Source organism: Clostridium sp. AM54-37XD (assembly GCF_003478225.1).
Lineage (GTDB): Bacteria > Bacillota > Clostridia > Lachnospirales > Lachnospiraceae > Coprococcus > Coprococcus ammoniilyticus.
The window spans coordinates 46,940-60,149 of record NZ_QUEV01000010.1 but is presented as its reverse complement, the minus strand read 5'-3'; the positions used below and the strand labels follow the sequence as shown (position 1 = coordinate 60,149).

General features: G+C 38.5%; 12 protein-coding genes. All 12 read left to right on the top strand.

All coding sequences use genetic code 11. The features are described 5' to 3' along the window. Positions 1-99 precede the first annotated feature (99 nt). On the top strand, positions 100-804 hold the full coding sequence (locus tag DXA07_RS10255) for a hypothetical protein (RefSeq protein ID WP_147352511.1): 705 nt from the start codon (positions 100-102) through the stop codon (positions 802-804). 2 nt (positions 805-806) lie between these two features. Beyond that, positions 807-2,156, top strand: coding sequence for a hypothetical protein (locus DXA07_RS10250; RefSeq protein ID WP_147352510.1), 1,350 nt, complete (start codon positions 807-809; stop codon positions 2,154-2,156). Between the two features lie 21 nt (positions 2,157-2,177). Beyond that, on the top strand, positions 2,178-2,435 hold the full coding sequence (locus DXA07_RS10245; protein WP_021944401.1) for a hypothetical protein: 258 nt from the start codon (positions 2,178-2,180) through the stop codon (positions 2,433-2,435). A gap of 2 nt (positions 2,436-2,437) precedes the next feature. Further along, the gene (gene yidC, locus DXA07_RS10240; protein ID WP_118484513.1) at positions 2,438-4,462 is read left to right on the top strand and encodes a membrane protein insertase YidC; all 2,025 of its coding nucleotides are present in this window, start codon (positions 2,438-2,440) and stop codon (positions 4,460-4,462) included. A gap of 14 nt (positions 4,463-4,476) precedes the next feature. Next, positions 4,477-6,294 (top strand): aminotransferase class I/II-fold pyridoxal phosphate-dependent enzyme, encoded by a 1,818-nt coding sequence (locus DXA07_RS10235; RefSeq protein ID WP_118484511.1) that lies wholly within the window; start codon positions 4,477-4,479, stop codon positions 6,292-6,294. Beyond that, positions 6,287-6,640, top strand: coding sequence for a hypothetical protein (locus DXA07_RS10230; RefSeq protein ID WP_118484509.1), 354 nt, complete (start codon positions 6,287-6,289; stop codon positions 6,638-6,640). Before DXA07_RS10235 ends, DXA07_RS10230 begins: the two co-directional genes overlap by 8 nt. Beyond that, entirely contained in the window at positions 6,630-6,998 is a 369-nt protein-coding gene (locus tag DXA07_RS10225) for a hypothetical protein (protein ID WP_118484507.1), read from the top strand. The genes DXA07_RS10230 and DXA07_RS10225 overlap by 11 nt, the downstream gene beginning before the upstream one ends. Before the next feature lie 98 nt (positions 6,999-7,096). Beyond that, complete coding sequence (locus DXA07_RS10220) at positions 7,097-7,663, top strand: AAA family ATPase (protein WP_008402902.1); 567 nt, start codon at positions 7,097-7,099, stop codon at positions 7,661-7,663. 87 nt (positions 7,664-7,750) lie between these two features. Continuing rightward, complete coding sequence (locus DXA07_RS10215; protein WP_118484505.1) at positions 7,751-8,989, top strand: DUF1015 family protein; 1,239 nt, start codon at positions 7,751-7,753, stop codon at positions 8,987-8,989. Between the two features lie 100 nt (positions 8,990-9,089). Next, positions 9,090-11,003, top strand: coding sequence for an alpha amylase C-terminal domain-containing protein (locus DXA07_RS10210; protein ID WP_118484503.1), 1,914 nt, complete (start codon positions 9,090-9,092; stop codon positions 11,001-11,003). A gap of 4 nt (positions 11,004-11,007) precedes the next feature. Then, the gene (locus tag DXA07_RS10205; RefSeq protein WP_118484501.1) at positions 11,008-11,943 is read left to right on the top strand and encodes a mechanosensitive ion channel family protein; all 936 of its coding nucleotides are present in this window, start codon (positions 11,008-11,010) and stop codon (positions 11,941-11,943) included. A 93-nt stretch (positions 11,944-12,036) separates the two neighbouring features. After that, complete coding sequence (locus DXA07_RS10200) at positions 12,037-13,206, top strand: GTP-binding protein (RefSeq protein WP_118484499.1); 1,170 nt, start codon at positions 12,037-12,039, stop codon at positions 13,204-13,206. The last annotated feature ends 4 nt before the right edge of the window (positions 13,207-13,210 follow it).

The following is a 13,210-nucleotide window of genomic DNA, read 5'->3' as shown; positions in this document are numbered from 1 at the left end:
CTTCAAATAGGATTACCATTCCTTTTCAATCATATTGGAAGAGATAATCGGGTAATTAAAGTGCTGAAGAACTGGCATGAACAAGTGATGAGTTCGTTTATGTTTTGGGGAATGTTGATCCTGTTATATCTTCCAAATGGCGAATGGGGGATCAGCGGGGGATTCTTTATTATGTCATATCTGGTAAATGCTTTCTTTATGGTGATGAAAAAGCTGCGGGAATCCATTTGGGAAATGCATATGCTTCAGAATATTGCAGGCTTCTTTGCCTTTATTATATGTATGATCGTTGCAAGATCAGATGATTTTCAATATTTTTCAAATTGGCTGTTTGCTTTATTATTGATCATCTGGCTTGTTTTATTATGTTTGTTTACCTTTGGAGCAGTTGATAAAAATCCGGGAATGTTATACTGGCTGTTTACAGAAACAGCAGAAAACCGAAAAGTACAGGTTGTTCGATATAAAAGAATTATAAAAAGATTTTTTAATATCTTCCTTTCCCTGTTTTTGTTGATGTTTTGGGTATTTATAGAGAATACACTGGAATTTTATTATACCAATCGAAAGACCTTGGAATTTAACTTATCTGATTTCTGGGGTAGTATGATCGTGCAGTCTTTTTTCTTATCCGTTATCATATCTGTTCTGGTCAGTTTATTGAAAACGAATGTAACAAAGATTATCAGTTGTTGTTTGTGGGGATTAGCGGTAGCTTCCTATATTCAGGTTATGATATTTGATCGTGACCTTGGTATTACGAAGCTTATGCAATTAAATGGAGTGATTATTCCGGTAAGATGATCATGACCGGAATTGTATGGGGAATCTGTATTGTAGTTCCGGTTATTTTGTTTGCAAAATTTAAAAATAAATTCTTCAGTATTTTGAAATATGTAGCAGTGTGTTTATTATGTATTCAGATATCGGCAACTATATATCTGGTTATAAAATCTGGAGGTTATAGGAATACTTCAGAAGCAGAGATTACAAATTACTATGTTTCAGGTAAAAATGAATATACAGTATCGGAAGAAAAAAATATTTTTGTATTTGTTCTTGATACATACAGCAATGATTTTATTGACGAAATGACAGAGCAATATCCGGATGCGTTAGAGCCGCTGCATGATTTTACATATTATGATAATTATGACAGCAAATATGACGGAACAGCGCTGGCAATGAATTATCTGTTAACGGGACAGGAATTTGATAATACGATTCCTTGTCGGGAATATTCTAAAGAAGCATTTCATTCAGAAAAGACTGTCGAATTTTATAATACACTAAAAGAACAACAGTATTCTTGTAATATATATACGGATAAAGCAACAGTTAGTTTTCTTAATGCAAAGAATCTATATGAATATTATGATAATGTACAGGAAAATGCAGATGGTGAGATCTTAGTCGATTACCACGCAGTCCGGAAAAATATTATAAAGGGGGCAATGTATAAAGTATTGCCGCTGGCATTAAAGAGATTTTCTTTAGTTGTTACCAGTGATTTTGATGGTGCGGTCAGTTCTTCCGGCGGAGGGGAAGATTCGCCGGACCTGGATGATGATTTTTATTTAAAATTACAGACACAGGGACTAGAATATAACAGCAGTTCTGGAACATTTACAATTTACCATTTTAGCGGAATGCATGATTATGGGGATGGAAAGGGAAAAAATCTGCCAGAAGCGGCTTACGATAATCTAAATGATGTGTACGTTTTTCTTGATGAATTGAAAAATATGGGAGTTTATGATAATTCAACGATCATAATAACGGCAGATCATGGAAAAATCATGACGGTAGATGGTATTCAGCCTATTTTCTTTATCAAAGAACCCTATAAAAAGAATGACAGGCTTGCAGTTTGCAGTTCTCCGGTAAGTGCGGAAGAGTTTATGCCAACGATCATGAAGCTTATTACAGGTGAAAGCAAAGATAAAACCATTTATGATTATGAAGCGGATGAAAATCGGTCAAGAAGTGTATATATACGACAGTACAAGGAAAATATATCTGATCTTCTGAAAAATGATTCAGCAAATTATGCTTGTTTGTATAAGTATACATATCAGGGAGACAAGGATGAATTAAGGAAATATGCAGGTGCAAAACCGAAGCAGAAGATACCGTTGATCGATTTCTGGTATTAAAAAACAAGAAAAGGAGATAGTATGATGTTTAATGAAATGAATTTATTAGTACAGGAATTTCCAACAATGAAATTATATATTGATCCGGCGACGACAAGTTATCTGATCCAGATAATTGCCGGAGTAGTGATCGCAGCAGGTGCGGTAGCAGGAATTGCATTCAGTAAAATAAAAAGAGCATTAAAAAAAGGAAAAACAGAAGAACAGCCCGTAAAAAAGACAAGAAATGAAGAAAAGAAAATTGTTACTGCAGATGATTTGTTAGATGATGAGGAATAGAAGTGAATCAGATAATTAATTATGTTTCGGATTTTTTCGGGATTATAATGAGATGGTGCTATGTTTTTGTAAATAATTATGGATTGTCGATTATCGTGTTTACGATTTTTACAAAATTTGTATTATTTCCTATTTCATTGATTACACAGAAAAATTCGATAAAAATGGCACAGATGCGTCCGGAACTTGATGCTTTAAAAGTAAAATATGTGGATGATAAAGATCGGTATGCAGATGCACAACTGGAATTATATAAAAAAATGCAATATCATCCATTACTGGATATGATACCACTGCTGATCCAGATTCTGATCGTTCTTGGATTGGTGGGTGTTATGTATTGCCCGCTTTCATATATCCTGCGGATACAGGACCCCGATATCGCTATGCTGCAAAAATGGTTTGAGGGGCTTGGATGGACACTGCAGGATAATTCTTACCAGTTGACAATGATCCATGAAATACAGAATGGTATTAGCGGTGTGCCTGAAAACCTTATGGGACTGATAGAAAAGATATCAGATTTTGATATGAATTTTATCGGATTTAATTTATCGGAGAAACCACAATTATCATTACATAATAAACTGGTTTTGATTCCTGTTTTATCGGGTGTGAGCGCATGGCTCATGTGTGTTGTTCAAAATAAAATAAATGTGCTGCAGTTATATGCCGGAAAATGGAATAAAATAGGAATGACGGTATTTATGATAGCATTTTCCACATATTTTGCGTTCCTTGTTCCGGCTGGAGTCGGGGTATATTGGATCTTTGGAAATTTGTTCGCAATTCCATCCATGTATCTGGTAAATATTGTGATGCCGCCTGAAAAATATATTGATATGGATTACATACGGATCTTGAATGAAACAGCAGAGGAAAAAGAAAAGATACGAAAAAAGTATGGGAGAACAGAGAAACAGGATTATCATCGGTTTGAGAAGACTGAAAAGAGAATTGTATTTTATGCAGAGGGCCGGGGCTTTTATAAATATTATCAGCCGATCATAGAGTATCTGGCTGAACGGTCTGATTATAAAATGGATTATGTTACCAGTGATCCGGAGGATCCGATCCTGAAGCAGGAGCAGTCGGCAGTCCGGGCATATTATATAGCACAGGACAAGTATCTGATTCCTTTGTTTATGAAATTGGATTGTGATATCTGTCTGATGACGATGCCAGATCTGGAAAAATATCATATCAAGCGTTCCAAGGTAAGATCAGATATTGAATATATTTATGTAGCACATGGGATGGGAAGTAATGCACTTACATTACGGAAAGGTGCATTAGATTATTATGACACGGTTTTTTGTGTAGGAATCGATTCGGTACGTGAAATACAGCAAATGGAAGCACTGTATGTGACACAGCCTAAAACTCTGGTTGAGACAGGATATGCGTTACTGGATCAGATGATCGAGCAGTATCAGATTGAAAACAGAAAAGAAAATGAAAAGAAAAAGATACTGATCGCACCATCGTGGCAGCCGGAAAATATTATTGATCTGTGTATTGAGCAGATATTAGATAAATATAAGAATACACCATATGAGGTCATTGTACGGCCGCATCCGCAGCAGGTGAGACATCAGATGGAACGGTTTGTGGAAATGCAGGAGCGATATGCAAAGGATGATAATATAACTATACAGACGGACTTTTCTTCTAACAGTACGGTTATGGATGCTGATCTGCTGATAACAGACTGGTCAGATATATCATTTGAATATGCATTTACAACATTGAAACCAGTGCTGTTTATTGATACGCCAATGAAAATCATGAATCCTGAATATGATAAGATTGAGCAGAAGCCAATTAATGTGACATTGCGAAATGTGATTGGAAAGGCGATATCTGTAAATGATATTGATAATATACTTGAAATATCTACAGATATGTTAAAGCAAAAGGACATGTATAGAAAGCAGATTGCGGATGCCAGAGAGAAACATATTTTTAATATCGGAAAGAGCCGGATATTAAGTGGAAAATATATTATGAAACGGCTTATGGAATAGAGAGGGGTAGGAGAATGCAGGGTATAATATTAGCGGCAGGAATGGGGAAACGATTAAAGAATATTACAAAGAATAAGACTAAATGTATGGTTGAAGTAAATGGAATGTCTCTGATTGAAAGAATGCTGAAGATCCTTGACAGAAAAGACCTGTCAAGGATCATTATAGTGACAGGGTATCAGGAAGAGACATTAAAGGAATATATTGCGTCATTAACAATACATACACCGATCATATTTGTGGAAAATCCAATATATGATAAAACAAATAATATTTATTCCCTGTCTTTAACAGCCACTTTTCTGGAGGAAGAAGACACCCTCTTGCTGGAATCAGATCTGATTTTTGATGAAACGGTAATAGATCTGATATTATGTGATCCAAGAGAGAACCTTGCACTTGTTGATCGGTTTGAAAGCTGGATGGATGGTACATGTATGCTTTTGGATGAGAATGACTGTATTGTGGATATGGTCGCAAAAAAAAATCTTCATTTTGTAAATGCGGATCAATACTATAAGACAGTGAATATATATAAATTCAGCAGACATTTTTCCAAGTATACATATGTGCCTTTTCTAAAGGCGTATGCAATGGCAATGGGAAATAATGAATATTATGAGTCTGTTATCCGCCTGATCGCAATGCTTGACACGAAAGAGCTGCAGGCCAGACGGCTTAACGGTCAGCGCTGGTATGAGATTGATGATATTCAGGATCTGGATATTGCAGAAAGCCTGTTTACAGATAATACAGAGGAACAGTATAAAAAAATAACTGCCAGATATGGTGGTTTTTGGAGATATCCTAAATTGGTTGATTATTGCTATCTTGTAAATCCGTATTTCCCAACAGAACACATGTTGGAAGAAATCCGTGCCAACAGTGACCGGCTGATCATGCAGTATCCCTCTGGTGCAAGAGTGATACGGTTATTGGCAGGCAAACTGTTTGGCATATCAGATAAGAAAATTATAGTTGGTAATGGAGCAGCGGAATTAATTCGTGAAATGATGCAGGAAACGAATGGAAAAATAGGTTTTGTGACTCCGACATTTGAGGAATATATAAATTGCTGTAAGCAGGAACAAAGAGTTATTATGGATACCAGAAAAATGGATTTTTCATATTCTGGACAGGACATTCAGGATTATTTTGAACAGAAGCATATTCAAATGCTTGTGCTGATAAATCCGGATAATCCTAGTGGGAATTATATTGATTCCAGAGAAATATATGAATTGATCCATTGGTGTAAGAAGAAAAAGATATGTCTTATATTAGATGAGAGTTTTTCGGATTTTTCGGATGAGGCAGAATCTTGTATAGCTGATTCGTATCTGGAACTGTATGATGAGTTTTATGTAATAAAAAGTATTTCAAAATCATATGGGGTTCCGGGCTGCAGACTGGGAATATTAGCTGGAAAAAACAGTGAAAAACTTGATCAGATCCAGCGCAAACTGCCAATCTGGAATATTAATTCTTATGCAGAATTCTTTTTACAGATCATAGAAAAGTACAAGGAGGATTACAGACTGTCACTGGATCGTCTTAGAAAGTCCCGTGAGATTTTCAGGAAAGAGCTGGAAAAAATCCCATATATGAAGGTATATCCATCGCAGGCAAATTATGTTATGTGTGAACTTTCAGATGGAGTGAAAAGCAGGAAACTTGCATCATTTTTACTGGAAAATAATATTTTGATCAAAGTGCTGAATGAGAAATTAAATAACCAAAAGGAAATGATCAGACTTGCAGTTCGGACGGATGAAGAGAATATGCATCTGATTGAATTGTTGGAAAAATTTGGAGGTGAATATATTGAATAACTGGAAAGCAATCTGGAATAGAAGAGAAGCGGATGAACGTTTTTTGCAGTCGCTTGAAGATCCTAAAGCAATCTGGCGGGAGCTGAAACGAATTGATGGATTTGATGTGGATCTGGGAGATTCGGCAGATGCATATTATAATGCATTTTATAATAGCTGGGAAGAAGAATGTGCACTTCTGGATATGCATGTTGGTCTGTGGAACAGCATTTTTGAAGTAGGATGCGGAGCAGGAGCAACCTTATATTTATTTTCCAGACAGAATAAAAAGGTTGGTGGAATTGATTATTCCAGAAATTGCAAAAATTGTATTAAAAGAAGCGGAGATAGCATGTATGGAAGCTGACCATATTTCAACAGATGAAAAATTTGATGTTGTGATGGCTGATTCTGTATTTGCATATTTTCCAGATGAAACATATGTATCTGATGTTCTGGAGAAGATGTATGAAAAAGCGCATAAGGCTGTGCTGATCACAGAGATATTTGATAAAGAGCTGGAAGATGCCTGCATGCAGTATAGAAGAGCTAAAATACAGAATTATGATGAAAAATATAAAAATCTTGATAAGTTATTTATTTCAAAATCCATGTTTGAAATGTTTTCACAAAAGCATGGTTGTGAATTGATATTTACATCTGTTGAAAATCCATATTACTGGAATAGTCAATTTATGTACAATGTATTAATTATTAAGAAATAAGAAATAACACCAAATTCGCTAACAAATTCTTGCTACCATCATACAATTGTGCTAAAATCAAACAGGATTGAGATAATGAGAAAAATGGAGGCACACACATGAAGAAATTAATTTTAGTTACATCACCACCAGCCTGTGGAAAGACATTTATTTCCAAACAGGTGGCAAAGGCACTGCCAAATTGTGTATATCTGGATAAGGATACATTAATTGTTCTTTCAAAGCAGATCTTTGTAGTGGCTGGTGAGGAATATAACCGTTCATCCGATTTCTTCCAGAAAAATATCCGCGACTACGAATATTATTGTGTACTGGATCTTGCATTTGAAGCACTGGAATACAATGATACAGTTCTTATAAATGCACCATTCACAGATGAGATCAGAGATGACGAATATCTTGACAATCTCCGTGCAAAGCTTGCAGAAAAAGGTGCAGAACTCTTTGTGATCTGGGTAAATACCAGAAAAGATGTCTGCCACGAAAGAATGATCAAGCGTGCATCAGACAGAGATACCTGGAAATTGGAGCACTGGGATGAATATATCAACAGTCAGAACTTCAATCCGCCAACAAATATCAAAGAGCTCTTTATATTTGAGAATTCTTCCGATGAAGAATTTAAGGCATCTATAGAAAAGGTTGTTAAGGCAATCAGAGGTTGATAGTGATTTTGAGTATTGCAACAGGAATCAGCAATGTTTTCTGTTGCAATATTTATATAGACAAACAGAGATCAGGAGGAACAGAACATGGCAGCAATCAGATGCTTTAAAGCATTCAGACCAAGACCGGATATCTGCGACAGAGTGGCAGCATTACCATATGATGTGTATAGCAGAAAAGAAGCCTGTGAAGAAGTACGCCGGGAACCGATGTCATTTTTAAAGGTAGATCGTGCAGAGACATCATTTGATGACAGTGTGGATACCTATGCACCGGAAGTGTATAAGAAGGCAGGAGATCTTCTGCATGAGATGATGGAGGATGGTACTTATATTGAGGAAGAAAAGCCGGTATACTACATATATGAATTGATCATGGATGGACGTCATCAGACAGGTCTGGTTGCCTGTGCTTCGATTGATGACTATGTGAATGGTGTGATCAAGAAACACGAGAATACCAGAGAAGACAAAGAACAGGATCGTATCCGCCATGTAGAAGCCTGTGGTGCGCAGACCGGACCAATCTTCCTTGCCTATCGTTCAATTGATATTGTAAATCAGATCATTGACCGGGTAAAGACAGGAGAAAAGTTATATGGCTTTACTTCACCGGATGGTATCACACATAATGTATGGATCATTGATGAAGCAGATGATATTCAGATAATTCAGGAAGCATTTGCAGGTATCAACGAGATTTACATAGCAGACGGACATCATCGTTCTGCTTCTGCTGTAAAAGCAGGCCTCCATATGAGAGAACAGCATCCGGATTATACCGGAGAGGAAGAATTTAATTATTTTCTGTCCGTTCTGTTTCCGCATGATCAGTTGATGATCCTTCCATATAACCGTGTTGTAAATGATCTGAACGGTATGACTGATGATGAATTTTTAAAGAAACTGGAAGACAAATTTGAAGTAAAAGCATGTGATGCGGCTGTTTCACCGGGGAAGAAAGGCAGCTTTGGCATGTATATGGATGGCAGATGGTATCAGTTAACGGTAAAGGACGGAGTAGTTCCGGAGGATGTTGTCGGCTGTCTGGATGTATCTGTGCTTCAGGAAAATGTTCTGGCACCGATGCTTGGCATTGGAGATCCGAGAACGGACAAACGGATCCAGTTTGTCGGTGGTATCCGTGGACTTTCCGAGCTGGAACGACTGGTGGATGGAGGAAAGAAGGTAGCATTTTCCATGTATCCGACTTCCATTACAGAATTATTTGATATTGCGGATGCAGGCAAACTGATGCCGCCGAAGTCTACATGGTTTGAACCAAAGCTTCGAAGCGGAATCTTTATCCACAAGATAAACGAATAAAGATGAACAGTCATATGCAAATGAGAAAATTGAACAGGGAAACGGTGCAGGTATTTCGTATTTTGCATATAGAAAAGAATACACATGAGGAGAATGGGTTATGACAAAGAACACAGAGATTTTCGTTCTGAATCAGGATGAGGTTATGGCGATCACGGGGGCGAGACATGGCAATCCACATCACATACTTGGTATGCATGCCTGTCTGGCTGATGTATATGTAAATGCATTTCTGCCGGATGCAGCAGAAGTTTATGTAGTGGATGAAAAGGATCAGACAGAATATCCGATGCATGTAGAATACGCCGATGGATTTTTTACAGTAAAGATTGAGAACCGGCAGCCATTTGCATATCTGCTAAAGATTGTCCGGAAGGTATGGGATGCAGACGGAGAAGAAGCAGATGAAGTCAGTCTGATAAAGGATGCATACAGCTTTTCCTATTCTGCGGATCTTGAAAAAGTAATGCAGGTGGTAAATGGAGAAGATGACGTGGAATCAGGCTTCCGGATCAAAGAATTGTTTGGAGCCAGAAAGCTGAACTTTGATGGCACAGAAGGAGTGGCATTCTGTATTCAGGTTCCGGGCTGCGTCAGAGCCAGCGTGGTCGGAGATTTCAATAACTGGGACGGCAGAGTGAACCAGATGCGGAAGATCGAGTATACCGATCTGTTTGAACTGTTTATACCATATGACATTAACCAGACCAGATATAAATTTGAAGTATTATATGAAAATGGAGAAACCGATATTTTCTCCGATCCATATGCAACAGCATTTGAACCGGTTCCGGGCAATGCGTCCTTATTTATAGAGCTGACATATGAATGGATGGATGCAGCATATATGACAGAGCGGAAAAAGAAGAATATCAGCATGGAACCTGTGAATATCTATGAGGTACATATGCAGACATTTAAGACCGACAAAGATGGAGAACGGCTTTCCTATCAGGCATTTGCAAAAGAAATCGCAGCTTATGTAAAGAGCATGAAGTATAATTACATCGAGCTTATGCCGATCATGGAATATTCCGGTGAGGATACATGGGGATATGATACGACGGGTATCTATGCACCAACGTCCAGATTTGGTTCTCCAACTGATTTCATGGCAATGGTTGATTATCTGCATGCAAAAGGTATTGGTGTGATCCTTGATATGGTGCCTGTGATGGATATTGACTGTATGACTTACTGGTTGGAAGCGTATCATCTGGATGGCATCCGTCTGGATAATAAAGAGCTGATCCGTTCCTTCCGAAAGGTGACCGGAGACAGATATGCGGATGTTATGGTGGATCTTACATGGAACACAACGGGCGTTTCAAAGCTTACAGAGTATATGAAGACTGCGCCAGATCGCAGAGAGAACTTTGTAGACTATGTATCTTCTGTAACCGGATTTATATCCGAGCATCAGGAGGTAAGTGCATTATCACATGATCAAGTGGCATATGGTCAGGGAAGTTTTATAGAGAAGATGCCGGGTGGCTATGAAGACAAATATGCAGATCTTCGTATATTTTATGGCTTGAATATGTTCCTTCCCGGTAAAAAACTGATGTTTATGGGACAGGAGATTGGAATGTTTGGCGGCTTTGATGGCTATCATGTTATTGATTGGAGCGTTCTGGAGTTTGAAGCAAATAAATATCTTCAGAAGTATGTAAAGGATCTGAATGCTTTATATCTTGCAGAACCGGCGTTTTATGAAGCAGACAAACTTCCATTTGTATTTGCAGGAGAGCAGGAGCCACATACTGTATGCTTCACAAGAACAGACAGCAAGGGTTCTGTCTGTTATGTAGCTGCGAACTTTGGAACTTCAGATCAGAAGAGCTATGTATTACAGACCGGAGCTCCGGGAACTTATAAAGAGATCTTCTCCAGTGATGCGGCAAAGTATGGTGGAGAAGGTAATAACAATAGACAGCAGAAGGTGACGAAGGACGGTGATATCGAGATTGTTCTCCCTGCACTTTCAATCACAGTATTTAAGAAGGTGAAATAATTAAGTGATAGGTATAGCATTGACGGAGAAGCTGGCAGATACTACAGAGTCAGCATCAGAAACGGCATCGGAGATCGTACAGGATGCAGAACAAAAAGCTGGATTGCTCAGACAGTATATGACAGATCTGCTGGATTGGTGCATGTCAAAGGTTGGAAGCCTGGTAGTGGCGGTTATCTTTATGGTGATCGGATTTCGGGTTGTGAAATGGATCATCAAGCTGATAAAGAGAACCTTTGACCGTTCCAATATGGATGTCAGTGTCGCAGGATTTTTACTGTCTGCCATCCGTATTCTGATGAATTTTATAATATTGATAACGGCGGCATCCATTGTCGGTTTTCAGGTTACTTCATTTGTCACATTGCTTGGAACGGCGGGTGTGACGATCGGTCTTGCGTTGCAGGGCAGCCTGTCCAATCTTGCCGGTGGTGTGCTGATCCTGATATTGAAACCATTTCATGTAGGTGACTATATTATCGAGAATAATACCAAATGTGAAGGCGAGGTTGTATCAATCGATATATTCTATACAAAGCTTAAGACGATCGATAATCGTTCCGTAGTCATACCAAATGGAAGCATATCGAATACGTCACTGGTGAATGTTACTTTACATGATAAGAGGCGGGCAGAGATCAAGCTCGGTATCGGTTACGATGAAGATCTGGATAAGGTAAAGCGTGTGGTACTGGATGCGGTAAAGACAGTTCCGGGATATCTGGAGGATGAAGTCGTGGATTTCTTCATTGATGAATTCGCAGATAGCAGCATTGTGGTCAGTGTTCGGTTCTATGCAAAGATCGACCAGTACTGGGATGCACTCTGGTCGGCAAGATGGAATATCAAGAAAGCATTTGATGAAAATGGCATCGTTATCCCATACAATAAACTGGATGTCAACCTCGATTCTTGCAAAAAAACAGATAATCGAGTATAATAATCGGTTGTGATATGAAAACTAGATAATTGTGTGATGAGTTTACTATCACACAATTATCCGTACATTTAATAAATTAGGAGTGATTTAGAAATGACAAAGATTGATATTATTTCCGGTTTCTTAGGTGCCGGAAAAACAACTCTGATCAAGAAGCTGATCGAAGAAGGTTTTAAGGGCGAGAAGCTTGTGCTGATTGAGAATGAATTTGGCGAGATCGGTATTGATGGCGGATTCTTAAAGGATGCCGGTGTACAGATCACTGAGATGAATTCCGGTTGTATCTGCTGCTCCTTAGTTGGAGATTTTGGTACGGCTTTAAAGAAGGTTATTACAGAATATGCACCGGACAGAATCATTATCGAGCCATCCGGTGTTGGTAAGCTTTCAGATGTTATCAAGGCTGTAAAGGATGTTGCAGAAGAAGTTGAAGTACAGCTTGACAGCTATACAACAGTTGCAGATGTATCCAAATGCAAGATTTACATGAAGAACTTTGGTGAATTCTTCAATAATCAGATCGAAAGTGCAAATACGATCGTACTGAGCAGAACACAGACAGCTTCCCAGGATAAGATCGAAAAGGCAGTTGCCATGATCCGTGAGCACAATGCAGATGCTACGATCATCACGACTCCATGGGATGATATTGACGGTTCTAAGATCAAAGAAGCTATGCAGAATCATAAAACCGTTAAGGACGCTTTATTTGAGGATGAAGATGAGCATGAGCATCACCACTTTCATCACGACCATGATGACGAATGTGGCTGTGGCTGTCATGATCATGAACATCATCATCACGACCATGACGATGAATGTGGCTGTGGCGATCATGACCACGATCATGAACATCATCATCACGACCATGACGACGAATGTGGCTGTGGCTGCCATGACCACGATCATGAACAGCATCATCATGACCATGACGACGAATGTAGTTGTGGCTGTCATGATCACGATCATCACCATCACCACCATGCAGATGAGGTATTTACAAGCTGGGGTAAGGAAACTCCACATAAGTTTAATGAAGATAAGTTAAAAGAGACTCTGGATGAGCTTGCTAATACAGAGGAATATGGTATTATCCTTCGTGCAAAGGGTATCGTTCCAAGTGATGGTACAGACTGGTTATACTTTGATCTTGTACCGGGTGAGTATGAGATCCGTAAGGGAAATCCGGATATCACAGGTAAGTTATGTGTGATCGGAAGCAAACTGGCAGAAGACAAGCTTGCAGAGCTGTTTGAGGTATAGGAGA

What these genes read in the sequence shown, in the direction of transcription:
- DXA07_RS10255 (WP_147352511.1), top strand. Translation starts at nt 100, where the DNA reads ATGTTTTGGGGAATGTTGATCCTGTTATATCTTCCAAATGGCGAATGG.
- DXA07_RS10250 (WP_147352510.1), top strand. Translation starts at nt 807, where the DNA reads ATGACCGGAATTGTATGGGGAATCTGTATTGTAGTTCCGGTTATTTTG.
- DXA07_RS10245 (WP_021944401.1), top strand. Translation starts at nt 2,178, where the DNA reads ATGATGTTTAATGAAATGAATTTATTAGTACAGGAATTTCCAACAATG.
- DXA07_RS10235 (WP_118484511.1), top strand. Translation starts at nt 4,477, where the DNA reads ATGCAGGGTATAATATTAGCGGCAGGAATGGGGAAACGATTAAAGAAT.
- DXA07_RS10225 (WP_118484507.1), top strand. Translation starts at nt 6,630, where the DNA reads ATGGAAGCTGACCATATTTCAACAGATGAAAAATTTGATGTTGTGATG.
- DXA07_RS10220 (WP_008402902.1), top strand. Translation starts at nt 7,097, where the DNA reads ATGAAGAAATTAATTTTAGTTACATCACCACCAGCCTGTGGAAAGACA.
- DXA07_RS10215 (WP_118484505.1), top strand. Translation starts at nt 7,751, where the DNA reads ATGGCAGCAATCAGATGCTTTAAAGCATTCAGACCAAGACCGGATATC.
- DXA07_RS10210 (WP_118484503.1), top strand. Translation starts at nt 9,090, where the DNA reads ATGACAAAGAACACAGAGATTTTCGTTCTGAATCAGGATGAGGTTATG.
- DXA07_RS10200 (WP_118484499.1), top strand. Translation starts at nt 12,037, where the DNA reads ATGACAAAGATTGATATTATTTCCGGTTTCTTAGGTGCCGGAAAAACA.